This is a genomic window from Pseudanabaena biceps PCC 7429, from assembly GCF_000332215.1.
In the GTDB taxonomy this organism is placed as follows: Bacteria; Cyanobacteriota; Cyanobacteriia; order Pseudanabaenales; family Pseudanabaenaceae; genus Pseudanabaena; species Pseudanabaena biceps.
On record NZ_ALWB01000015.1, the window covers coordinates 1 to 24,696 of the forward strand.

Here is a 24,696-nt window from a genome sequence, read left to right on the forward strand (position 1 = left end):
CAAGGTTTTCAGAATCCAGCCTATTTGCAATAAGTTTCACTTAATGACAATACGCAACGCTAGAATAAGGCTTGTGGCGGTAGGAATATTGACGGTTACGCTGGAATAAAAAGATAACGGGAAAAGTAAGATTTCTTAACTTGGTATAAGAGATAGCTAGATTGGCTGTGGCTTGCCGCGCGTCGCCCCAATCAGCCAATTTCCAAGATTGGGCAGCATTTGACAGAGATTCACTCCCGTATGGGCGAGGGATGGTCGCACAAAACAATGGTGCATGATACGTCCCAGTTGCAAGCGAGTTTGGAATTCCTTTTCCCATGCTTTTTCATAGGAATGTTTAAAGGCGATCGCCGTGAGTTGATGCTCTAAAAACCTTGCGACTAAGGGAACAGCAATCTCGGCTGACCTTAGAGCCATTGCCATACCATCGCCACAGAGAGGGGTAATCATTCCCGCCGTATCGCCAATCATACAGATATCGCGATAAAAGTTCTCTTTAATCGCAAAACTAATTTGGCTCAATCCCTGTAGCGAGGGCGAAACTCGCTCCATTTGACGGAAGCGATCAGCTAAAACAGGGTTTTGGGCTAAGGAAGTGGGAATTCCTAAGTCTTGGTGTGTTGGTTCTTTCATCACCCGCTCATGGGCGATCCAACAGACATTAATTTCCCCAGTTTCAATTTGAGACAATCCACAATATCCATTGGGAAAGCTATGCAGTTCGATCGCATCCTTAATATCCACACCCGTGAAATGTCCCTTATAGGCAATCCAAGGCGATCGCTTTTGGCTAAATGGGCGATCGAGAATGCGATCGAGGGAAGAGCGCTTACCAAAGGCTCCCAATACCAAACGTCCAGAAAAATTCCCTTTGTTAGTATGTACCTGAAATCCTGCCTCCAAATTACCCGTAACGTTAGTAACTTTGGTATTGTCAAGACAAGTCACATTCAAGTCTTGCGCCCGCTGAAATAGGATTAAATCCAGTTGATAGCGACTCAATCCGAGGGCAGTACTAGGCAGACTGCTCCGAAATGATGCGCCGCCTGAAGTTGTCAAGTAAGCCCGATGAATCGGATGTGCGCCGACTTTGAGAACTCGTTCCCATATGCCCAAGTTCTCAAAGGCTGCGGTTACCTCAATGGATAAAAACTCACCGCAGAGTTTATGCATAGGATAATTGCCTTGCTCTAGCAGCAGTACGCGATAACCAAGTTTTGCTAGTTGAATGGCAGCACTACAGCCCGATAGCCCTGCACCAATTGCGATCGCATCGTAATTCATATTGATCTCTAGCCTGTAGGTTATCCTATCTACTTTAGGGGGTGTTTTTGGATTTATGCCGAACTACTTACCGCAACCTCTAAAATTAACCTTTCATTGTAAATTTTACTTTCAAGCATCTTTCGATCATGATGAAGCATTGCGATAGTTTCTATCGCAATGCTTCATCATGATCAAAAGATGAGTGGCGGCGCTTTGCGCCGCCACTCATCTTTTGGGGTTTATGTTCTAAGCAAACCTTGCGTTGTTATATAATAATCTTCTGATTATACTTACAAGATAATGAGTGACTTTATCACGATTATTTTAATTACTCTTGGGGGGATCGTGATGTTTCTTTCTATTAAAGAAACAAAACGAATTTTAATTTTACTCAAGGATAGTAGGTATAAGAAAGTTTGGCGAATCTTGCGATCGCTGATGGTCTTTTTTCTTTTAGGTTATTTGGGAGTATTAATCCTATTTCCGCTAGGGATCCAATGGTTAATTCTGATTTTGACAGGAGTAATTTTTTTCTTCGGAGCTCTATTTGTTTATATGGTGGTGAGAATTGGATTTCTAACGATCCAAGATTTATTGCAAACTAATATCTTAAGATTAGAGCTACAACAGGAAAAAGAAACTGCGACGGAAATTGCCCGTATAAAATCTGAGTTTTTAGCCACCATGAGTCATGAAATCCGTACGCCGATGAATGCGGTTATTGGGATGACTAATCTATTGTTAGATACCAAATTAGATAGAGAACAACGGGACTATGTTGAAACTATTAACACCAACGGAGCATCTCTCATGATGCTGATTAATGATATTCTCGATTTCTCTAAAATTGAATCTGGCAAGATGGACTTAGAGATATCTCCTTTCCCATTAGATAACTGTATCGAGATTGTTCTCAGCTTTTTTACAGCCACAGCTCAAAAAAAAGGCTTAGAACTGAACTACTCCATTGATCCCCAAGTTGCTAAAGTCGTTGAAGGAGATAGAACTCGTTTGCAACAGATTTTAGTTAACTTGATCGGAAATGCGATTAAATTTACATCGATTGGGAAAGTCTCGGTGATGATTCAAAGGTATCAAGATGCTCAACTCCTTTTTGCAGTAGAAGATACGGGAATAGGTATTCCCTCCGACAAACTAGAAAAACTCTTTAAGCCATTCTCACAGGTTGATTCATCGGCAACGCGTAAGTTTGGTGGTACTGGTTTAGGCTTGGCAATTTGCCATAAACTTATCAAGTTAATGGGTGGGAATATCTGGGTTGAGAGTTCTGTTTGTAAAGGTTCAACTTTTTTATTTGCGATCCCCTATCATCCCGTTGAAGATAAAATGATTCCCACCTTGGATATATTAGACAATTTAGATAATGTACTGGATGTAGTTCTCGATCGCCCAGTCGATATTACTAAGCCCAAGATTACTAAGCCCAAGCCCCTAGATAGCAATATTTCCAAGTTGGCGGAGAGACTTCCTCTTAACATATTGATAGCCGAAGATAACCCTGTCAATCAAAAATTAGTAAGCCGCATTTTTGAGAAGATGGGGTACTGCATTGATATTGCTAATAACGGAATTGAAGTTCTCGAAGCCCTCGATCAAAAATTCTACAATTTGATCTTTATGGATGTGCAAATGCCTGAAATGGACGGGTTAGAAACAACTCGCCAGATCCGTTTAAAGGAGCAATCTCCGCTCCTGATATCGCTGCCCAACCAAGGTGCAAATCAACTCAGTCAACCTATTCCGATCATTGCCATGACCGCTAATGCGATGGAAGGCGATCGCGAAAAATGTCTGGCATCAGGAATGAATGATTTTGTGGCTAAACCATTTAAGGTTGCTCAAATTGAGCTAGCGATCGAAAAATGGGGAAAACCCAGCTTATGATGCCGATAGGCGGCGCTTTGCGCCGCCCATCTTTGGCTTTTTAGGGAATGAGGGAGAAACTATTGGCAAACTGATCGAATACTTTAGCGTTATCGGGGCTGTCCTTGGCTTCAGGTTGATAGTAGCAAACTCTATATACAAATTTATCGGTTTCTAGGGTTAATACTTTTACTTTCCATTGGGTTGAAGTAGGTTGCTTATTTGAGCTATTCGAGATCGCCTTCGTGAATTCCTTTCTAGAGCCAGACTTTGCTCCTTTTACCTTGGCATCAAAGGGAATTGTCACGAGATCTTTTGCTGTTTCCTCTCCATCGGTGGCGATCGCTTTGCCATTCAGTGCTTGCCGAGACACAATCGTATAGACCTGCTGGTCTAACTTTAGTTTATTAACTAATTCGGTTTTATCTCTAGATCCTTCCCCCATGGCGATCTCCCGACTGGGTGTAAAAATGACAGTACTTGCCCCTGATGGTTCTAAACCCAGATCGATCGCTTTCCATTCGGCAGGATAGCGCAGGATATAGCCTGCACCCGTATATTTACCTGTGGTTTCGGGTTTAGCATCCTCAGAGCGACAAACTTCAATTTTGCTCGCATCTCGATTAGTTTGGAGAATGTAGCGCATATTCTCGGCAATGAGAGTTATTTCTAAGCCATCTTGGGTTGGGGCGACGGTTTGACATACGTCGCTGATATTCACTGATTGGGACTTTTGCGACTCCACTGTGATCGCCATACTGGATGGCAAATTAAGCTGCGATCGTAAATAGTTAATTGCTTTTTCGGTATTAGGATTGCTTGTGCTTGTAGGCGATTGGGGCAGATTTGGCTGACAGCTAATTAGCAGTCCCGTAGCGACAATTCCTATATAAAGCTGAAACTTTGGCATAACATAAAACCACATATAGCAATCATCATAATCCTTATACCAATTCACAAAAGTGTGACAACACTTTTGTGAATTAAAAACTAAAACTAAGTAGCTGGGCATAATTAAAACCCAGAATCAAAACCTGTAGCGCACGCGCCGCGTGCGCTACAGGTTTTTGGGTTTTGCACCTAGCTACTTAGTATTACCCTAGAATTGCCTGTTTACTTTATGGGATGCTTGGCACGCAGTGCCGATTACCTCTAGATCGTTACCATAATGGATATTACTCCCTTCCTAGTGAAAAATTAGACGTTGCGGCGCGAAGCGCCGCAACGCTAATTCTTGGTTTTGTATGTCTATTTCTTGGGTGGGAAGGGAGTAATCAATGGATATTAATCAATGGATATTAATCAATGGATATTAAAACGCTCGTACTTCCTGCAATCGTTACGCTAGTTGCTCTGCTTGTTTACTTTGGTCTAGGTATTGGTGTCGGTGTGGCTCGCGTTAAATATAAAATTATGCCACCACAAACTACTGGTAATGAAGACTTTGAGCGCGTCTATCGAGTTCACCAAAACACCCTAGAGCAAATGATCATCTTCTTGCCTTGTCTGTGGCTATTCAGTATTTTTGTAAATCCGAACTGGGGTACAATTTTAGGATCAGTATGGATCGTGGGGCGGATTGGCTATGCTTGGGGATACTATATAGAGGCTAGCAAACGCGCCGCAGGAAATGCGATCGCTTCTTTAGCTTTGCTAGCTTTAATGTTTGGTACGCTCTTTAACCTTGTGCGAGGATTATTTTATGTCTAGAATTGTCGTGATCGCCGCAAGCCTATATTTTGTTGCCCTTGCTTATGTTGGATTTGTACCAGCGGCTTCTGCACACACAATTACAAACTCTCTAAATTCTGCGATCGCAACACCTATGGCACTTTTTTCCTTTTCTGGTAAGCGCCCATCCAATCTTGGCGTAAATGACGGCAAACTACTTGCTTGTCCCACCTCTCCTAACTGTGTCTCTAGCCAAAGTGATGACCTAGAGCATAAAATAGCGCCCTTGACCTATAAGGGGGAACCCGCTAAAGCTCTTGAGGATCTCAAGGCAGTGATTTTGAGTATGCCCCGCACCAAAATTATTACGGCTGAGGGTAACTATATCTATGCTGAGTTTACGAGCGCGCTGATGGGCTATGTCGATGATGTAGAGTTTTACCTCAATGCCGAGCAAGGTATCATTGAGGTGCGTTCGGCTTCTCGTCTAGGCGAGTCCGATCTTGGCGTTAACCGCAAGCGCGTTGAAGCTATTCGCGATCAGTTTACTTAAATTTTCACTCTAGAACTTAGAAGAGTGCCCCGCTTGCTTAGCGGGTGGTACGCTCTTCTAGGTCTTAGCTACTTAGCTGGTTTGGCAACCCCAAAGAGAATGACGGCGCTTAGCGCCGTCATTCTCTTTGGGGGCTTGTAATTCAACGTTAGTTCGGGATAATTTGAAACGGGCTTCGAGAAAGGTTTTGCTTAGCAAAACCTTTCTCGAAGCCCAAAAATTTGCCAGCTTAACCCGAACTGACGTTGAATTACAGCAATTATCGATCAAACGAACCACAGAGAAATTTTTGAAAGCTTTGATTTGCAAAGCTTTCAAAAATTTCTCTGGTTTGGGTTTGAGTGCAAAGCGCTGTAAAAAACAAACCCAATAAGGTTTTGAGATTCCAAAAATGGCAACGCCATTTTTGGAATCGGTATTAATTCAGCTTGCGGCAAAGAAATTTGTATTAGTTATGGTGCAAATAAACTATGCATATCATTCAATCGATACCATTGAGATTTATGATTGTGATTGAGAAGAACACCTATTTGATTAGTTAACTAGCTTATTTACTGGCTCAAGGAGATTTTATGGGAATGGCAGTTGGTTTGGTTGAGGTGCTGGGACATCCCCCCGCACTTTCCGTTGCTGACACGATGGTTAAAGCCGCTAAAGTGACGTTTGTCGGCTACGAAAAAGTTAGCGGCGCTCGCCTCACCATTATTGTGCGCGGTCCCGTTGGAGATGTCAAAAGGGCTGTAGAAGCTGGTGTCGAAGCAGCCAAGCAGATTGAAGTTTTAAGTTCTAAGGATAAGGCTCTATTTCTCTCTGCCACGGTCATCCCCCGTCCCCATGAAAACCTTGAAGCAATTACCAAGACTATGCGCTTTAGCTCGGCAATCGAACAATTCCGTTAAGCAAGAGCCGTTAAGAAACACGTTAAGAAATAAATTAAGAAATATAAGTCAACAAAGCAAGTAAACAAGATAAGTAAACAAGATAATTAAAATAGGAAGATTGACAACTAAAATATGAAAATTTTAGTTTTGCATGGACCAAATCTCAATATGCTGGGGTTGCGGGAGCCAGAAGTCTATGGCAGTAAGACTTTATTGCAAATTAACGATCTCTTAACTCAAGATGCTATGGAGTTAGGTGCGGATTTAACCTTTTTGCAATCCAATCATGAAGGTGTATTGATCGATGCCATTCATGCTGCTTTTCAGATCCAACAAGGCATCTTGATCAATCCTGGAGGGCTTACCCATACCAGTGTTGCTCTTAGAGATGCGATCGCTTCAGTAAATATCCCCACTGTAGAAGTGCATCTCAGTAATATCCATAAACGCGAAGAATTTCGCCATCATTCTTTTATTGCCCCGATCGCGATCGGTCAGATTAGTGGCTTTGGTGCTGAGAGCTATCATCTGGGGCTGCGCGCGCTAATTACACATTTAAAATCATAATTAATTTACACTCTGCATAATTAAAATCCACAGCTAAAACCTAGAAGAGAGTGCCGCCTGCGTAGCAGGCGGTGCTCTCTTCTAGGTTTTAGCTACTTATCAACACATAATATAGGGACATTACTTTAAATTGGTTTTGTAACCTTGAATGTTATGACAGCAAACTCACTACCTGCCCATTACTGGATAGTTAATGCTCGGATTCCTAACTGTTTTATCGATCGCTCGATTCGCGAACAAAATTTAGATCTGCCGCTCACCCCTACCTTAGAACGCGATCAGTTGTTTCCTTGTCATCTGGAAATTCAGCATGGAAAAATAACGGGGATTTTACCTAGCGTTCGGATTTCGGAAATTCCCACAGAAAGTTTACCGATTATTGATGGCAAGCAGGGGATGATTACTCCCTGCTTTGCCGATTTGCATACCCATCTTGATAAAGGACATACTTGGGAAAGAAATCCTAACTTAGATGGTACATTTCAAGGTGCGCTCAAGGGGATTTATCGAGACTGTACGGAGCAGGGTAACTGGAGCTATGACGATCTCTATCGCCGTATGGAATTCGGGCTAAAGTGCAGTTACGCCCATGGGACAAAAGCGATTCGCACCCATCTCGATTGTCCTCCCCACCAGTTTCAAACCACCTTTCAAGTTTTTCGGGAACTACGCGAAAAATGGAAGGAGAAAATTACGCTTCAGGCGGTATCGCTGGTACAGCTTTCTTATTTTGACACCAAGGAGGGTGAACAGTTTGCTGATGCGATCGCCGATCTCGGTGGAATTATGGGTGGTATCGCCCATATGATTCCTGAATTAGATCATTATTTAGATCGGATTCTGACCTTGGCGACAGAACGTCACCTCAATCTTGATTTTCATGCTGATGAGAATAACGATCCTTCCTCACGGACATTACACCGCATTGCCGAAGCGAGCCTGCGTCATAACTTCGCTGCGCAAATTGTCTGCGGTCACTGCTGTAGTTTGGCAGTGCAGGATCAGGAAACTGCCCTTGAAACGATCGCGCTCGTTAAAGATGCTCGGGTCGGGATTGTGAGTTTGCCGATGTGTAACCTGTATCTACAAGATCGGGTTGCCGAGCGGACTCCGCGCTGGCGTGGCGTAACTCTAGTGCGAGAATTGGATGCGGCGGGGGTCAGCGTGGCGCTATCTAGTGATAATTGCCGCGATCCTTTCTATGGCTTTGGCGATCACGACCTGTTGCAAGTCTTTAGTATGGGTACAAAAATCTCGCATTTAGATACGCCCTACGACAACTGGATCGAGTCGGTAACTTCTCGTCCTGCGGCTTTGATGGGCTTAGATGAAGTTGGTTTGGGCATTGGTCAACCTGCCGATCTCGTACTATTTAAAGCAAGGTGTTACAGCGAACTGCTATCGCGTCCCCAAAACGATCGCCTTGTATTAAGAAATGGCATAGCGATCGATACTACTTTGCCAGACTATGCTGAACTTGATGATTTGCTCTAAGTAGCCATGTAGCGCTCGCGTAGCGAGCGCTACATGTTTTAGGATTTTATCTTTAATTACGCCTAGCCACTTAAATAACTGATCGTAATTACAAAGTTTTGCACTCAAAGCCAAACCAAGAAATCTTTGACAAGGGTTGCTTTGCAACCCTTGTATAGCAACGTAAAGTTGATTAGAAAACCAAAAGGTGAGTGGTAGCGCTTCGCGCTACCACTCACCTTTTGGTTTTCTAATTAACCTTAGATTGGAAAACTTGAGAGACTTGGAGATATTCCGATTCTATACTTTGAAGTAAGGATTCTATCTGTGCGAGATCCTTGTTGGTATAGTCTTGGAGCTTAATGATTTCATTACATATAGATTGTAATCTTTGACAAAGAAATAGTAACTGCTTCGCTCCAAAGGTGGCACTGCCACCCTTGAGAGAGTGATTCTCTGCTTCTAACATGACAAAGTCTCGCTCAAGAAAGAATTCCTTCATATTAGCGATCGCTTGGGCAGAATGTTCTAGGTAGGTCGATAGCAATTCAGACAAATTTTGTTTGCCAATGGAATCAGACAAGGTATCCAGTATATCGAAGTCGATGGTCTGCTCACTAGTATGGAGATTAAGGTGTTGGGGAATCCTTTGTAAAGCTGCAATTAAACTGGCAGTTTGCAGTGGTTTCGTCAAGTAGTCATCCATCCCAGAGGCTAAAGCTAAGTCGTAGGATTCGACAAATGCATTTGCCGATAAACCAATAATCCAAGGCTGATGAATTGACATTAGCCGAATATTTTTACTCGCGGTCAATCCATCCATGATCGGCATTTGGATATCCATAAAGATCAGATCGTAGGCATTGTTGGCGATCGCATTGAGTGCCTTTTGCCCATTCTCAACCGAAGCCACATTATAGCCAAGGGTTTCTAGCATTAACCATAGAATTTTTTGATTGATCGGATTATCTTCGGCAATCAGGATTTTGAGAGGATAACGCTTGGCAAAATTAGCATCTAATATGGGGGCGCTAAAATTATTGCCCGATAGCTTAAAGTTCTGAGTAGAAAAAATATTTACAAAAGCTTGATAGAGTTTTGAAGCGGAAAGTGGTTTGATGATGTAGTCTGCAAATTTAATAGGGATAGAATTTGTATTGTTAATGGAACTGAATAGAACTAATTTGAGATTGGGAAAAACTGCCTGAATGTTTTGGGCTAGTTCTAAGCCAAAGCCTTCTGGACTATCGGCTTCTGCTAATTGCCGCTCGATCAGAACCGCATCAAAACTTTCGTTGGTTAAAAATTGCAAAGCTTCGATCGCTGAATAGGCAAATTTAATATCGATCTCCCATTTGTCGGTATATAAAGAGATGGCTGTTTGGAATCTGGGACTATGATGGACGCTCAAAATCCGCTTGCCTTTAATCTCAGGGGCGATCGCCATTAATTCTGAATGACGATCAAATGCGATCGCCTGCGCCATAATTGAAAAACTAAAGGTTGACCCTTCGCCCACTTGACTTTGAACGCCGATTTTACCCCCCATTAATTCACAAAGCTGCTTGCAAATTGCTAGCCCCAAACCCGTACCACCATATTGACGGTTAATGGAACTATCAGCTTGACTAAAGGCTTGAAAAAGCCGACCGATTGCCTCAGGCAAAATCCCAATCCCCGTGTCACTTACCTCAAAAAGTAATTCGTATCGATGGGAATCTCGATCAACTAACTGTGAATTGATCGTAATGATAATCTCACCACTTGCGGTGAATTTAATGGCATTACTGACTAGATTTACTAAAATCTGCCGTAAACGACTGTAATCGCCAATAATCTGTTGAGGGATATTCGGATCGATCAGCGCAAATAATTCTAAGGATTTTTCCGCCATACGTGATGTCATTAGCTCGAACACTTCATCGACACATTTTTGTAGATAGAAAGGTTGTTCTTCTAGCTCGAATTTGCCCGACTCAATGCGCGAAAAATCGAGAATATTATTAATTACCGATAGTAAAACTTCGCCACCCTGACGGATTGTGTTTACATACTGCCTTTGCTGAGGAGACAATGGCGTATCTTGTAAAATATCGGTCATGCCGATGACCGCATTCATCGGGGTACGAATTTCATGACTCATCACCGCTAGAAATTGGCTCTTAGCTTGGTTAGCAGCCTCGGCAAACTTGGCTGCTTCTAGCTTTGCCTCCGTTCTCTTGCGTTCGGTAATATCTTCCACTTCCGCAACAAATTGAATTGGTTTGCCCTGTTCATCTCTCACCAATCCAAATCGACTGATCGCATCGATCGCATAGCCCATTCGATGAATGTATTGTTTTTCAATCTTGACGCTAGTTGTTTGATTCTCTTGCAATTGTCTAAGGGCTGCTAGGGTTGCCTCAATCGAATTGGCATGAGTGATTTGTTGCTCTGTCATATTCAACAACTCTTCAGCCCTATAGCCAAATATCTGACAAAAAGATTGATTGATATTCAGGAATTTTGTGTGTAAGTCAAAAGTGGCAATTCCTACGGGTGCATTATCAATGGTTAACTTGAGTAGATTTTGGCTCTGGCGTAATTGCTCTTCTGCATCCTTGAGATCGCTAATATCAAAAGCTGCACCGCGTAAAATCTGAGTCTTGCCGTCAGTAGCAAATCCGATCTGAATATTGTTACGAATCCAGATGATTTTGCCGTCATTATTAACGATGCGATATTCGTGGCAAAAAGGTTTTCCCGTCTCGATGGTGTGACAAATTTCTTGTCGAACATACTCCCGATCTTCAGGATGAATATACTTGATCCAAGTATTGAAATGACCAATACCCCATTCTGAGTGGGGCAAACCAACTAGGGCTTGTAGCTGCGGGCTAATATAAGAAAAATCTGCATTTGAACTATTGTCGATCAGTAAGATGAAGGACATATTGGGAATTTGCTCGATCAAATAACGATACTGTTCCATCCATCGATACAAAGTTTCGTAGGCATGTTCAGCTTCCCTTACCTGTTGCTTCAAGCTATTCGTAACGATTGGTCGCTGTAGGGCGATCTCGATCTGCATGGCTATTTGCTGGAGCATCAGCACATCATCTTCATCCCATGAGTATGGAATACCCGTACATTGATTAATGATCAAAAATCCCCATAGTGGGCAATCTTGGTGTTGTTCGGGTAACAAGATGGGGACGAGTAAGTAGGGCTTTCCTAGGAATATCTCAGTTAGGTTAACCCTACATCTAGTCTGCTCTGCGATGTATAAGTCGGTTATTTGCTGAGTTATATCCTGTCCCCATTGATATTCTGTTTGTAAAATATCTTCAATCTGTTTCTGGGAAAATTTATCACAACCAGAGGCGATCGCCTTAGCGACGATCTTGCCGCCGACTTGATATTTATGGGATTTAGAAGAAGTGTGTTCTAACTGATAAATCGAGACATGTGCTACATCAAGTAAATTTAGTAACTTTGAGGCGATCCCCTGCAAAATTTTTCCCAAATTGTCCGATTGACGAACGCTTTGCAAAATATCTGTACAAAGGGTCATCCTCGCTATTGCTTTTTCCATCACTAAACTCAAATGATTTTGCGAAATCCCAATTTTTGCCATCTCTTCTATGACGTTGCTATGATTTAATTTACGGGACAAGTTACTCATAGCCTTAATTTGTTGATATTTTGCAAGGTTTATGCCCGCACCAAAACTCGCTAAATATCCAAATTAAAACTCTAACTAGCTTAGAAGCCTAAAACCGTGGAAAACTTAGTTTTTTACCTAAAATTAAAGGTGACTCAATTACCTATTCCTCATTTTACTTTAACCTCCTGAGTACTTAACGCGCTTTGCGATAGTAGTCAAAAGTTCTGTTGTACTCTTAGCTTATTGCGGGTTTCATTTTGCCTACGGCAAAATGAAAACTCAAAACCCTTATTAAAATTAGACGTTGCGGCGCTTTGCGCCGCAACGTCTAATTCTTGGTTTTGTATGTCTATTTCTTTGGTGGGAAGGGAGTAGGATGATTTTTTGTTTGCAAATGAGTACGCAATCATTTGCAAACCGCAATATTTAGACATTGACGGAGTTGCTGGTTGATTTTGTTACACTTGCAATAGTAATTCAATCGTAGCGAACCATCATGCTTAGTAACCTGCTTCAGACCAAAGAGCTACCCAACCTTCAATATTCTCCCGTTAGCGATCGCTTTGATGAAACATGGGAGGCTCCGCTCGCGATCCTGTTGGGACTTGGTCGAGCCGCAGGAGCTAATTTTGTAGAATTTTTTTTAGAGCGTAACAATTATATTAGCTGTCTGGCGGAAGATGATCGGATTACCAGTATTTCACCACGTCTTTCTACAGGAGCAGGGATTCGTGTTTTTAAGGGGAAGTCTGATTGCTATGTAAGTACCAATGATTTGACTTTTCTGGGGCTAAAAGCCGCTCTTGAACGGGCGCTTTCAATTTTAGGTTTACAACTTCCCTCTCAAAATTCGATCATTCCTTCTATTCATCTCGAACTATTCCGCGACTACGCGGCGAAAAAGGATAAAGAAGCTTGGCTCGCTCGATGCAGCCCTATGCGTGAGATGGGGGACATTCTGCTAGAGGCTAATCAAATGCTTGCCCAAAAAGGCAAACATATCCAATCAAGGCGATCGGGATATTTCCGTGATTGGCAAGAAATTCTAGTTGCGGCGAGCGATGGAACTTTTGCCAGAGATATTCGCCTGACCCAGTCCGTAGGGGCTAACTTACTTTGTGCTGATGGTGCAAATCGGTCGGCGATCAGTCAGAGGGTTGGTGGCACTAGCGATCCTAGCTATTTACGCAATTGGAACTATGAGCCTGTGGTAGAAGAAATCGTCGAGGCCGCAGGAAAAATGCTCTACGCTGATTATGTGGAATCGGGTTCCTATCCAGTAATTATGGCAAATCAGTTTGGTGGCGTGATTTTCCACGAAGCCTGTGGACATCTGCTCGAAACTACGGGGATTGAAGCCAAAACGACCCCCTTTGCCGAGATGAAAGGGCAAAAGATCGCCCATGAAAATCTGACCGCTTGGGACGAAGGACGTTCGGAAGCAGCTTTTGGGACTATTGACATGGATGATGAAGGAATGCCCACTCAGCGTACGCTTTTAATTGAGAAGGGCATTCTGAAAAACTTTATTAGCGATCGCGCAGGTGAATTGCGGACAGGGCATCCGCGCACGGGTAGCGGTCGTCGTCAAAGCTATGCCTATCCCGCTGCGAGTCGGATGCGCAATACCTATATTGGCGCAGGGGATTTTAGCCTAGACGAGCTTTTTGCCTCCATTGATAAAGGTATTTATTGTAAAAAAATGGGTGGTGGTAGTGTTTTACCCACAGGTCAATTTAATTTTGCAGTTGATGAAGCTTACTTAATCGAACAGGGTAAGATCACCAAACCCCTTAAGGGGGCAACCCTTATCGGTGATGCTAAAGAAATCATGCAAGAAATTTCTATGAGTTCTCGCGATCTCGATCTTGCGGCAGGATTCTGCGGCTCCGTTAGTGGCAGTATTTACGTCACTGTCGGACAGCCCCATATTAAAGTTGATGCGATTACCGTTGGTGGTCGTTAATTTGATGGCGATCTAGCGCGATCTAACTAATACCAAAGCTCAAAATGGCTACGCTATTTTGAGCTTTGAAAACCCTTACTGGGTTTAGTTTTTAATTCACGAAAGTGTGACAACAATTTCGTGAATTAATATTTAGATTTCGCTAGATTGGCGATCGCGAATTGATTGCAAACCCATTGGTTTTCCTAGCTTTGGTGATCCGAAATCAGTTTTTATCGCCAGCATGATGAATCTGGAATAGTTGTAGTTGTTCTTTAGCTTTTCTTGAGCTATGCTCATTGGCAAAAGCAACGAAATTCCCAATTAAAAGAAAAGTCGTACAAAATTCAAGCTCTCGAAAGGTGATCAAGCTGTGCAAGCAAATACGATCAATGCAACTCAATCAACAATACTTGTGGTTGATGATGATCCCAATATTCGCCATGGGCTAGCATTGGCTTTAAAGGAGCTTGGCTATATTGTCAAAACGGCTAAAGATGGCAGTGATGCATTGATGTACGTGCAGTCTCATCCGCCCGACTTGATCCTATTAGATAATTTCATGCCGCAAATTAGCGGTTACGAGATTTGTCGGATTCTCAAAGCCGATACGTTTACTGAGGATATCCCGATCATATTTATGAGTAGTAGCGATAGCATCCAAGAAAAGATGCTCGCCTTTGAGAGTGGGGGAGTGGACTATGTGGTGGTTAAACCACCGCAAATGACCGAATTATTTGCGCGGATAAACTTACATTTGAAATTGCGAAGTCTGCAAACCCACCTCGCTCAAAAAAACCAAGAATTATCGCAAGCCGTTTTTGATCGAGTGGGAATGCTCAAAGAGCTGCAACGGACAAACCTGCTGCTCCATGCCCAAAAGGAAGCCGCCCTTGATGGAATTTTTGCCGTTGACGAACAGGGACGGATTGCTAGTTTTAACCGTCGTTTTTGCGAAATGTGGGAGATATCCCAAGATATATTTGCAAGCGATCGCAAGGAGTCCACAGCACCTAATGGTGACCCATTAGGTGCTCTCTTGATTAAATCCGATCTACCCGTCGTATTGATTAATTTGTTAGAGAATACCTACGACGAGCCTGATGTGATCAGGCGTGGCGAAGTGAACTATCGCGATCGCGTATTTGATTATTACACTAGTCCCGTCTATTCCGAGCAAAACAAGTTTTGCGGCTTAATTTGGTGCTTTCGCGATATTACCGCCAAAAAACAGGCGGATCTTCTGCAACTACAATTAATGGAAGATCTGCGTAAAGCTAAAGAGGAAGCTGAAGCAGCCGTACAGACTAAGGCAGCTTTTCTCGCCATGATGAGCCATGAAATCCGTACACCGATCAATGGTGTCATCGGTATGACCCAACTTTTAGCGGGAACTAAACTCAATGCCGAACAGGATAAGTTCGTGCGGACAATCCAAGTAAGCGGTGAAATGTTGCTGTCGGTTGTCAATGATATTTTGGATTTCTCCAAAATTGAATCTGGTAAATTGGAATTAGAGAATAGGGCTCTGGATGTGAGAGCTTTAGTGCGTGACATCTATGACGTGCAATTGTCTAAAGCGAAGGAAAAAGCCCTTAAGTTTGAATTTAACGTCCAGTCCCAAGTACCACCATTTATTATGGGTGATGTCACCAGACTCAGACAAATTTTACTAAATCTTGTTTCCAATGCTCTGAAGTTTACGGAGACTGGCGGAGTAAGTATGGGTGTTCGCTTAGCCGCCGAGGAGATTCCCACGGCTGATCGCCCTTTTCAATTGCTATTTTCGGTTACTGATACGGGGATTGGCATCACCGACGATCAAATGCAGCGTCTGTTTCAGCCCTTTTCTCAAGCAACGGCTGCGACCTCCCGCAAGTATGGTGGTACGGGGCTGGGATTAGTAATTTGCAAAAATTTGGTTGAGAATATGGGAGGGGAAATTCAAGTTGAAAGTAAGAACGACCGAGGTTCTACTTTTTCTTTTACAATGACAACACAAATTGCTAAAAGTCAGCCCAGTTATACGCTGCAAGATGCGGTGAATAAAGCTCCCAGTGGCAATAATACTAATCTTGGTAGTCGGTTAGGCGATCGCGTGCCCTTAAAGATTTTGATTGCTGAAGACAACTTGATCAACCAAGAGCTAGCCATGGCAATGCTGATTAAAATGGGCTATCAACCCGATGTGGTCGATAACGGGCTCGCCGTGTTAGAAGCGGTACAGGTTAGCCATTATGACTTGCTTTTGCTAGATGTACAGATGCCTGAAATGGATGGTTTAGAAACTGCCGCCTATCTAGTTAATCATTGGCATGAATTACATATCAGTTACGAACGTCCCACGATTATTGCGATGACGGCAAGTGCGATGCAGGGCGATCGCGAAATGTGCCTACGAGCAGGCATGGATGACTACATCAGTAAGCCCATCATGATGGATTCACTCCAACGGACTATTGAAAAATGGACGTTAGGAGGACATAGTAGTGAAGCGATCGACCTAGATAAAGATATGCAATCAAATCCCCCCTCCGTTATCGATCGAGCTGCTATCAAAAATCTCGAACAAATTAATCCTAAACTCATCGGACGGATGATTAACTTATTCACGACTGAGGAAGCTCCTATATTATTGTACAATCTGCGGCAAGCAATCTCTAACAACGATCTTAAGGAAGTGAGTTATGGTGCTCACACCTTAAAAGGAAGTAGCAATATTTTGGGTGCAAAAGCATTGGGGAAATTGTGCCTTGAAGTCGAACTAAAGGGAAAGCAAGGAGACAAAGAAGGATTAACTGAGTTATTAGTGGAAATTGAAAAGCAATATCAAATTGCCTGTGAAGAGTTGGCGAAATTATCTAGCTAGATATATTGCTTTGCACTGTATAGCTTTTGCCAGTCAAAATTAAACCGCAAAAGAGGGATGCCGCGCGGAGCGAGGCATCTCTCTTTTGCGGTTATACCAAGTTAAGAAATGGCGTAGCCATTTCTTAACTTGAAAACCCTTACTAGGTTTAGTTTTTAATTCACGAAAGTGTGGTCACACTTTCGTGAATTGGTAAGTAGCTAAGCATAAGTAAACTTAAAATCTAGAAGAGCGTACCGCCCGCTACGCGGGCGGTACGCTCTCTGGTTTTGGTTTTTAATTATGCCCAGATGCTTATTCTGTCCTGATACAGTTGACGGCAGTTATAGAATAGAAAAGCGCAACTTTCCTATTCCAATTTGCCAAATTTATGCTCTCTATCCGTAATCTTTGCTATCACCCATCCGCTACTCCTGAGGCAATCCTTAACAATATATCCTTTGAACTACAGGATCGGCAATTGGGGTTGATGGTGGGACCTAGTGGTTCTGGCAAAAGTACATTACTCGAAATTTTGGCAGGATTTGTGGAGTGGAATAGTGGCAGTATTTATTGGAAATCGCAAGAACTAATGCCCGATCACTTGCAGCAAATATGTGGTTTAGTATTTCAGTTTCCCGAACGTCATTTTTGTGGGAGTACTATTCTAGAAGAACTCAGATTGGGACATATCGATCTAGATGGCGATCGCATTCAAGGTGCTTTAAGCTCAGTTGGGCTCAGTCATCTCAATCCTAGCAATTCACCGCAATCCCTTAGCGGTGGGCAGCAGAGGCGATTAGCCCTTGCCGTACAATTAATTCGCCAGCCCAGCATGCTGTTACTAGACGAACCAACCGCAGGTTTAGATTGGTCAATGCGCAAACAAATTCTGGGTATTTTGCAAGAGCTTAAAAAAAATTGGACAATTCTAGTTGTTACCCACGATCCTGAAGAACTTGATGAAATGGCAGATCAGACTTGGTCGATTGATCATGGCAAGATAGGAACAATTCATAAATGAGTGATATGACCGATAACAATGCTAATCCTGATAGTTTAATCGTCAAGCCTAAAAAATCGGGACTAGCCCCCCTAATTCTTACTTTAGTAGAACTATTGCGCCAGCTAATGGAAGCTCAAGTAATTCGGCGCATGGATGCTGAAAAACTGACAGAATCAGAAATTGAAAGAGCTGCCGATAGTTTACAGGCTTTAGAGCAGCAGATTCTCAATCTTTGCGATGTTCTCGATATTGATCCTGCGGATCTCAACCTCGATTTAGGAGAATTTGGCAAACTTCTTCCTAAATCTGGCTCCTACTATCCCGATAAATCTTCTAGTGAATCTTCGATTTTAGAATTGCTCGATCGCTTAATCAGTACTGGTATTGTCCTCGAAGGTGATGTGCAAATTGGCTTAGCGAATATTAATTTAATCGATCTCAAGTTGAAATTATTGCTGACTTCTGGTGATCGCACTTCGTAATGCCAATTCCCAAAATGGCGTTGCCATTTTGGGAATCTCAAAACCTTACTGGGTTTGTTTTTTAACGTCAGTTCGGGTTAAGCTGGCAAATTTTAAAAGCCCAAAAGTAAAAGGGGAGCATCTCAATTAGGCACTGAGTAAATATACTTAGGCAAGATTGAGGTTGAGATAAGCGCAACGATGTTTAAGAACTTGGGGAAGATTATCGCGCTTCCACTGAGCACCAGATATTTTGATTCTACGCCCAATTTGCTTGATAGTAGATTCAACAGCACCAGAGCCAATGGTAATTCCTTGTGTTTGAAAAGCTTGGTAGTCAGGGATACGGAGGCGGTGTCTTTCGAGATAGGCTATAAAGTTCGTAACTTGAGGATTGTCCCAATCGGCAAAGGCAGCAATGGCTGAGTCGATATTACCCCGCCAGAGGCTAGTTTCAACATCCTGCAACCGTTTGTTAGAACCACCAACCTTATGCAGATTTTCCTTGAGATGATACCAATCAAGAATTTCACGTCGTTGCGATGTAGTAGCAATATCTGCCATTAAATTCCACACTCCCGGATGTCCATCTCCTAAACAAGTAACTGGGTCAGCCAAAAGCTGTGCATTTTACTGAAGCTAGCAGTTTGTCATTCTCGTTGGAAGAACGCTGCACAAGTTTTGTTTGTTGAGAGTTACAGCCTTGTAGTCACGCCATTCACTGGCTTGTCCTTTCTCTGTGCGTAATCTTGCCTTACCACCATCAATACTAAGTTCTGTAATCGTTTCCCCTACTTCTAATTCTGCAAATTCTTGACGGTGGACTAGCCTCTGCTGGGTACTGTGGTCAACGTATATTCCCGTTAGCTTGTGCAAGTCCCGAGCCGCATTTCGTAAGAAACGTTGGCACTCAGCAATAGACAATTTGCTTCTAGCTGCGGACTCAATCGACTGCGTTTTTTCAAACCTAATTGTGCAACTTGTTTGACTCTAATTTGCCATGTTCCTAGACTGGTCTGGATCTTTCTGCTTCTTCCTGTTCTTGTTTTGCTGCTGCTGCTTAAAAAATTTCCGATCTCTGGTGCTACTTCTTTGAGCAAGTGGTCTCTGACTGCTAATTCTATGCTGTTAAAGCTTTTTAGCTCTTCTTTTGGGGTATTATTCAATAGAATTGCCGCCGCAGCTTTTAGATGTTCTTTCAGAACTTTGCTTTCTTCGGGTGTCATCTTTTTTTAACCTCATTTTTTATTCATTTTCTCATATGTCATCTATAAGTAGAAATACTCATTGCATTAGTGAGATGCTCCCGCTATTAGTTTGCCCGTTCCTTCTTCTTTTGTCGAGGAGTGGCAAGCAGTTAATAACTTATAGCCATAAAAAAAGAAGGCTTACGCCTTCTTTTTTTATGGCTATAAGAGAGAGGTGGCGCTTTGCGCCACCTCTCTTTAGGGGTTTAAACTGTTGCAACTACAGGCAATTCATCCGTAGCTTCAGGGCTATTCTGCTCTGAAGGAGGAACGACTTGCCAGAACTTCGGCAGATAAATCGACCAGTTATCGAGAACTTCCTTCGCCCTAGAACTACCAGTATTTTCATAGCTAGATTGAATCAATTCCTTCAACTGATTCTCGCCCGCAACTGTGCTAACTCTTTGCACCTTGAGAGACTCTTGGCTGAGACGCTCTTTGAACTTGCCATCGATGTCGAGGAAGTACGCAATACCTCCTGTCATGCCCGCACCAACATTGCGACCAGTCGTTCCCAATACCACGATCGCACCGCCTGTCATGTACTCGCAGCAGTGATCGCCAGTACCTTCCACAACGGCTTTTGCACCAGAGTTACGGACTCCAAACCGTTCACCAGCGCGACCATGCACGAAAAGATAGCCACCCGTTGCGCCATAGAGGCAGGTATTACCAACGATCGCATTATCGGCAGGATTGAAGTTACAGTCAGGCTTGGGCTTGATGCTGATACTACCGCCATTCATCCCTTTACCGATATAGTCGTTGGCTTCACCAGCTAGGGAGAGGTGCAAACCATTGATATTGAATGCACCAAAGCTCTGACCCGCAGCACCAACAAACTGAAGATGTAAACTGCTGGCGAGCCCAGAGTTGCCGTACTGCTTGGCGATCGCTCCTGAAACTCGCGTAGGAACTGAGCGATCGGTGTTAACGATCGCATAGGTTTTGGAGAGGTCAGTTTGATTGGCGATCGCAGCTTGAACTTCGAGATCGGCCAAAATCTCATCATCGAGCACTGCACCATTGCTATGGGAAACTGGGGAATGTTCTAACCAACCGCGATCGCTTTTAGTATCGGGTAAATTGATCAGGCAGCCCATATCGACTTGATTGATATCGAGTTTCGCTAGCTTTAAGTCCTGACGTTGAATCAACAGATCGGAACGTCCGATGATGTCTTTCAGGGACTTATAACCCAGCTTGGCAAGGATTTGACGCACTTCTTCCGCAACGAAATAGAGGAAGTTAACCACATGTTCGGGCGTGCCAAGGAAACGTTTGCGGAACTGCTCTAGCTGCGAAGTTACGCCCACGGGACATTTGTTAGTGTGGCAGACTCGCGCCATGATACAGCCTTCCGCAATCATGGCAGCAGTTCCAAAGCCAAATTCCTCGCCGCCAAGTAGCGCGGCAATCGCCACATCCCAGCCAGTTTTAAAACCACCATCCACACGTAACAATACGCGATCGCGCAGTTTATTGCCCATCAGTACCGTATGTACTTCCGCGAGCCCCAGTTCCCAAGGCGAACCAGCGTGCTTAATCGAACTTAAGGGAGATGCACCCGTACCACCGTCATAGCCTGAGATTTGGATGATATCTGCATTTGCTTTCGCCACACCCGCAGCGATCGTGCCAATCCCGATTTCTGAGACCAGTTTTACCGATACTTTTGCCGTGGGATTGATTTGATGCAAATCGAAGATCAACTGTGCGAGATCCTCAATGGAATAAATATCATGGTGTGGAGGAGGCGAAATCAGTGATACCCCCGGTTTGGAATTTCGCAGCATCGCAATGTAGCTACTCACTTTCGGTCCTGGCAACTGTCCGCCTTCGCCTGGTTTCGCTCCTTGAGCAACCTTAATTTCTAATTGATTAGAACTTACCAGATAGGAAGGTGTCACCCCAAAGCGTCCCGATGCAATTTGTTTGATAGCGGAATTCGCCGTGTCGCCATTTTTCAAACCCTTGAGGTGAGGGAAAGTAGCTGAGATACCATTCGCATCGACATCATTAATGGGTAAGTAGCGAATAGGATCTTCCCCACCTTCGCCGCAGTTGGACTTACCACCTACACGATTCATCGCGATCGCGAGGACTTCGTGAGCTTCACGACTCAAAGCACCAAGGGACATCGCCCCCGTACAAAAGCGTTTCAGAATTTCTGAGACATCCTCTACTTCCTCTACAGGAATGCTAGGGCGATCGCTCTTAAATTCCAATAGATCCCGTAAAGCCGTTGGGGTACGATTTTGCAATTGCGTCCGATAGACTTCGTAATGGTCGTAACCATCACCTGCCACCGCCTTATGCAAAGCTTTCGCCATTTCGGGGCTGTTCATATGGTATTCACCCGTAGGGCGATACTGGACAAAGCCATAATTTTCCAGTTTCTTGAGTAGCAATTCGGGGAAAGCTTGCGCATGGAAAGTCAACAATTCCGAAGCAATATCGGCAAAGTTTACACCGCCTACGCGAGACACTGTTCCCTTAAAGCAATGCTCGATCACTTCAGTCCCAATGCCAATCGCCTCAAAAATTTGCGCGCCGCTATAGCTTGAGAGGAGGGAGATGCCCATTTTGGAGAGAATTTTTAACAAGCCACCTTCCACAGCCTTGCGATAGCTATCTTGAACTTGAGCGATCGTCAAAGCCTTGATTTTGCCCTGCTGCATCTGCATTTGCGTCTTGGCTTTACCCCACCACTGACGAGTGGTTTCAAAGGCGAGATAGGGACAAATCGCACTGGCTCCATAGCCAATCAAGCAAGCAAAATGGTGCGTACTCCAACATTGGGCTGTGTCAACCACAATTGAAGCCTTCATCCTTAGCCCTTCAGCACAGAGACGGTGATGCACTGCACCAACTGCTAACAGGGGTGGGATATAGGCGTTCTCAGCATTCAAGTCCCGATCGCTTAAAATCAGTAATTTCGCACCGTCGCGAACTGCGGCTACGGCAGCATCGCTTAGCTTGGCGATCGCATCTTTTAGCCCCGTCGCCCCTGAAGCGATCGGGAACAGGATATCTAATTTCTTGGTCGCAAAGCCCAAGGATTGAAGTTCCTCCAGTTCTACTTCATTAATCACAGGACTCTTGATTTTAATCTGGTTGGCAGCTTCAGGCGTGGCAATGAGTAGATTTGCCCTCTCTCCCAAAAACATCGATAACGACATGACCGTTCCTTCACGGAGCGGATCGATGGGTGGATTGGTCACCTGAGCGAAGCGCTGTTTGAAGTAGTCGTAGAGCAGGTGAGGGCGCTGGGATAGAAAAGCAAGCGGCGCATCATCTCCCATACAGAATACTGGCTCCTTGCCATCTTGAGCCATGGCTTCGATCACCATTTCGACATCTTCGAGGGTGTAGCCAAAGGCTGTTTGGTAGGTGAGAGCTTGCGATTCGCCTAGGGTAGTTTTATTGTGAAATGGCTGACTTTCGAGATGCTTGCGATATTGCTTCGTCCATTCACCGTAGGGATGGGCTTTAGCAACCCGTTCCTTGATTTCCCAGTTATGCAAGATCTCATGGGTTTGCAAATCAACGGCAATCATTTGTCCTGGACCGAGGCGACCCTTTTCGATAATTTCTGACTCGGGAATATCTACGGTTCCAGCCTCGGAACTGACGATAACCATGCCATCCTTGGCGATCATGTAGCGGGCCGGACGTAAGCCATTGCGATCAAGAGCGGCTCCGACGATCTTGCCATCGCTAAAGGCTAACAAGGCGGGACCATCCCATGCTTCTTGCAAACCGCTGTAATATTCGTAGAAATCGGTAATTTCGGGGCGATCGCTTAAATCTGGCTGATTTTCATAGGCTTCGGGCACGAGGATCATCATTGCCTCAAGGGGGCTATGCCCCGTCTCAATCAATAATTCAAAAACGTGATCTAAAGTTGCCGAATCGCTTTCATTGGGCTTGAGAATTGGCAAAAGATCCTTAAGGCGATCGCCTTTAGCATCAACCCAATTAGGATGGGCGAGATCGCCTTGGCGAGCGAGAAACCAATTTGTATTTCCTTGTAAGGTATTAATTTCACCATTGTGACCGAGGAAACGCATCGGCTGGGCAAGCGGCCATTTCGGCAAAGTATTGGTACTGAAGCGGCGATGATAGATGGCGTAGGGTGAGACATAATCAGGATTTTGGAGATCCTCATAAAACCGATCAAGGATCGCCGATCGCACCATGCCCTTGTAAATCACTGTCGCATTAGAAAGGGATGGAACGTAAAAATCGCTACTTTGATCGGGCGTAAGCTGCCTGATCTCTAACTTAATGCGGCGACGGGTGATATAAATCGCTCTTTCGAGTTGGTCAAGATTTTGGTGATCGGCATCAGCAACAAAAATCGCCTGCTCGATCTGAGGTTGATTTGCCCTAGCCTGAATACCTAAAACCTCTGGTCGGACAGGTACAACCCGCCATCGCAACAACTTTAGCCCCTCTTCAGCCGCAATTCTGGTGGTGATTTCGCGACATTTTGCCGCGCGATCGCTTTCCTGTGGCAGGAAAAACATCCCCAAAGCCGAATGTTCGGGATCGATCGTGAGATCGGTAAATTCTTTTTGGAGCAGCGCCCAAGGAATTGCGGTCATAAGTCCAGCCCCATCCCCAGAGTCCTGATCGGCGCTACAACCGCCACGGTGCTCCATACAAGTCAAAGCTTTCAGCGCATTGCTGATGATTTTATAACTAGCTCGACCTTCTTTATCGGCAATAAAACCTACCCCACAAGCATCACGCTCTTCTACTAGCCAATAGGGCCCTTGGATCGAATTCGTATTTCCAGACTGATTAGACTGACTTGTATTCACGCGGCTCACTTCCATCGGATTAATTGTTGCTATCAAAAAAATAGGTTGAAATTATGAGATTTTTAAGTTTAGTTACGAAGCAACCATCGCCTCATCACAACTTCTCCACATTGTTAATTCTAAATTAAGCTTTTTATTAACAGCAGCAAAACTGCTAATATCTGGCTTACGTAAATTCGCTTTAAACAATTTGTTTTAAACTAACTGAGATTGTTTGAAATCATTGCAAATTTTTGGTTATATCATAGCTAGGGCTTTAGAGCTAGGGCTTTGGAGCTAAGCTAGGCTTATTGCTAAACCTAAACCTGCTACTCAGACTAGGCTTGAGACTAACCCTGAGCTTAGCCCTGTATTCTAAGGATTTACAAGAAGGCAGATCTCTAAGCATAACTCTTTACTTAACCCTCTGTATAGGGACT

14 protein-coding genes and 1 pseudogene are annotated in these 24,696 nt (G+C 43.9%); 10 read left to right on the plus strand and 5 right to left on the minus strand.

All coding sequences use genetic code 11. The features are described 5' to 3' along the window. Positions 1–156: 156 nt before the first annotated feature. Positions 157–1,284, minus strand: coding sequence for an NAD(P)/FAD-dependent oxidoreductase (locus PSE7429_RS03165; RefSeq protein WP_009625606.1), 1,128 nt, complete (start codon positions 1,282–1,284; stop codon positions 157–159). Positions 1,285–1,566: 282 nt separating this feature from the next. Between PSE7429_RS03165 and PSE7429_RS03170 the strand changes: the two genes are divergently transcribed. Next, positions 1,567–3,171 (plus strand): ATP-binding protein, encoded by a 1,605-nt coding sequence (locus PSE7429_RS03170; protein ID WP_009625607.1) that lies wholly within the window; start codon positions 1,567–1,569, stop codon positions 3,169–3,171. A 40-nt stretch (positions 3,172–3,211) separates the two neighbouring features. Here the strand turns inward: PSE7429_RS03170 and PSE7429_RS03175 are convergent, their stop codons facing one another. Continuing rightward, positions 3,212–4,060, minus strand: coding sequence for a hypothetical protein (locus PSE7429_RS03175; RefSeq protein ID WP_040687124.1), 849 nt, complete (start codon positions 4,058–4,060; stop codon positions 3,212–3,214). Between the two features lie 395 nt (positions 4,061–4,455). Here PSE7429_RS03175 and PSE7429_RS03180 point away from each other — a divergent pair, with 395 nt between their 5' ends. From PSE7429_RS03180 to PSE7429_RS03205, 5 genes are all read left to right on the plus strand, one after another. Beyond that, the gene (locus PSE7429_RS03180; RefSeq protein ID WP_009625609.1) at positions 4,456–4,860 is read left to right on the plus strand and encodes an MAPEG family protein; all 405 of its coding nucleotides are present in this window, start codon (positions 4,456–4,458) and stop codon (positions 4,858–4,860) included. Continuing rightward, entirely contained in the window at positions 4,853–5,374 is a 522-nt protein-coding gene (locus tag PSE7429_RS03185) for a DUF1499 domain-containing protein (protein ID WP_009625610.1), read from the plus strand. Before PSE7429_RS03180 ends, PSE7429_RS03185 begins: the two co-directional genes overlap by 8 nt. A gap of 572 nt (positions 5,375–5,946) precedes the next feature. Beyond that, entirely contained in the window at positions 5,947–6,273 is a 327-nt protein-coding gene (locus tag PSE7429_RS03195) for a carbon dioxide-concentrating mechanism protein CcmK (RefSeq protein ID WP_009625612.1), read from the plus strand. Between the two features lie 114 nt (positions 6,274–6,387). Further along, positions 6,388–6,822, plus strand: a complete 435-nt coding sequence (gene aroQ / locus PSE7429_RS03200) for a type II 3-dehydroquinate dehydratase (RefSeq protein ID WP_009625613.1) — start codon at positions 6,388–6,390, stop codon at positions 6,820–6,822. 153 nt (positions 6,823–6,975) lie between these two features. Further along, positions 6,976–8,316, plus strand: coding sequence for a cytosine deaminase (locus PSE7429_RS03205; RefSeq protein ID WP_009625614.1), 1,341 nt, complete (start codon positions 6,976–6,978; stop codon positions 8,314–8,316). Positions 8,317–8,545: 229 nt separating this feature from the next. On the opposite strand, the gene PSE7429_RS23260 is transcribed toward PSE7429_RS03205, so the two are convergent. Next, positions 8,546–11,959, minus strand: a complete 3,414-nt coding sequence (locus PSE7429_RS23260; RefSeq protein ID WP_009625615.1) for a PAS domain S-box protein — start codon at positions 11,957–11,959, stop codon at positions 8,546–8,548. A gap of 478 nt (positions 11,960–12,437) precedes the next feature. Between PSE7429_RS23260 and PSE7429_RS03220 the strand changes: the two genes are divergently transcribed. The 4 genes from PSE7429_RS03220 to PSE7429_RS03235 all read left to right on the plus strand — a co-directional run bounded on the left by PSE7429_RS03220 (position 12,438) and on the right by PSE7429_RS03235 (position 18,222). Further along, positions 12,438–13,907, plus strand: a complete 1,470-nt coding sequence (locus PSE7429_RS03220) for a TldD/PmbA family protein (RefSeq protein ID WP_009625617.1) — start codon at positions 12,438–12,440, stop codon at positions 13,905–13,907. A gap of 352 nt (positions 13,908–14,259) precedes the next feature. Beyond that, positions 14,260–16,755, plus strand: a complete 2,496-nt coding sequence (locus tag PSE7429_RS27710) for a response regulator (protein WP_009625618.1) — start codon at positions 14,260–14,262, stop codon at positions 16,753–16,755. A gap of 370 nt (positions 16,756–17,125) precedes the next feature. Beyond that, the gene (locus PSE7429_RS03230) at positions 17,126–17,758 is read left to right on the plus strand and encodes an ABC transporter ATP-binding protein (protein ID WP_009625619.1); all 633 of its coding nucleotides are present in this window, start codon (positions 17,126–17,128) and stop codon (positions 17,756–17,758) included. Continuing rightward, positions 17,755–18,222 (plus strand): gas vesicle protein K, encoded by a 468-nt coding sequence (locus tag PSE7429_RS03235; RefSeq protein ID WP_009625620.1) that lies wholly within the window; start codon positions 17,755–17,757, stop codon positions 18,220–18,222. Before PSE7429_RS03230 ends, PSE7429_RS03235 begins: the two co-directional genes overlap by 4 nt. A gap of 147 nt (positions 18,223–18,369) precedes the next feature. Here the strand turns inward: PSE7429_RS03235 and PSE7429_RS03240 are convergent. Beyond that, a pseudogene (locus PSE7429_RS03240) lies at positions 18,370–19,427 on the minus strand (ISKra4 family transposase). 227 nt (positions 19,428–19,654) lie between these two features. After that, the gene (gltB, locus tag PSE7429_RS03250) at positions 19,655–24,292 is read right to left on the minus strand and encodes a glutamate synthase large subunit (protein ID WP_009625623.1); all 4,638 of its coding nucleotides are present in this window, start codon (positions 24,290–24,292) and stop codon (positions 19,655–19,657) included. Between the last annotated feature and the right edge of the window lie 404 nt (positions 24,293–24,696).

Coding starts and splice junctions, on each gene's coding strand:
- PSE7429_RS03165 (WP_009625606.1), bottom strand. CDS start 1,284: ATGAATTACGATGCGATCGCAATTGGTGCAGGGCTATCGGGCTGTAGT.
- PSE7429_RS03170 (WP_009625607.1), top strand. CDS start 1,567: ATGAGTGACTTTATCACGATTATTTTAATTACTCTTGGGGGGATCGTG.
- PSE7429_RS03175 (WP_040687124.1), bottom strand. CDS start 4,060: ATGCCAAAGTTTCAGCTTTATATAGGAATTGTCGCTACGGGACTGCTA.
- PSE7429_RS03180 (WP_009625609.1), top strand. CDS start 4,456: ATGGATATTAAAACGCTCGTACTTCCTGCAATCGTTACGCTAGTTGCT.
- PSE7429_RS03185 (WP_009625610.1), top strand. CDS start 4,853: ATGTCTAGAATTGTCGTGATCGCCGCAAGCCTATATTTTGTTGCCCTT.
- PSE7429_RS03195 (WP_009625612.1), top strand. CDS start 5,947: ATGGGAATGGCAGTTGGTTTGGTTGAGGTGCTGGGACATCCCCCCGCA.
- aroQ (WP_009625613.1), top strand. CDS start 6,388: ATGAAAATTTTAGTTTTGCATGGACCAAATCTCAATATGCTGGGGTTG.
- PSE7429_RS03205 (WP_009625614.1), top strand. CDS start 6,976: ATGACAGCAAACTCACTACCTGCCCATTACTGGATAGTTAATGCTCGG.
- PSE7429_RS23260 (WP_009625615.1), bottom strand. CDS start 11,959: ATGAGTAACTTGTCCCGTAAATTAAATCATAGCAACGTCATAGAAGAG.
- PSE7429_RS03220 (WP_009625617.1), top strand. CDS start 12,438: ATGCTTAGTAACCTGCTTCAGACCAAAGAGCTACCCAACCTTCAATAT.
- PSE7429_RS03230 (WP_009625619.1), top strand. CDS start 17,126: ATGCTCTCTATCCGTAATCTTTGCTATCACCCATCCGCTACTCCTGAG.
- PSE7429_RS03235 (WP_009625620.1), top strand. CDS start 17,755: ATGAGTGATATGACCGATAACAATGCTAATCCTGATAGTTTAATCGTC.
- gltB (WP_009625623.1), bottom strand. CDS start 24,292: ATGGAAGTGAGCCGCGTGAATACAAGTCAGTCTAATCAGTCTGGAAAT.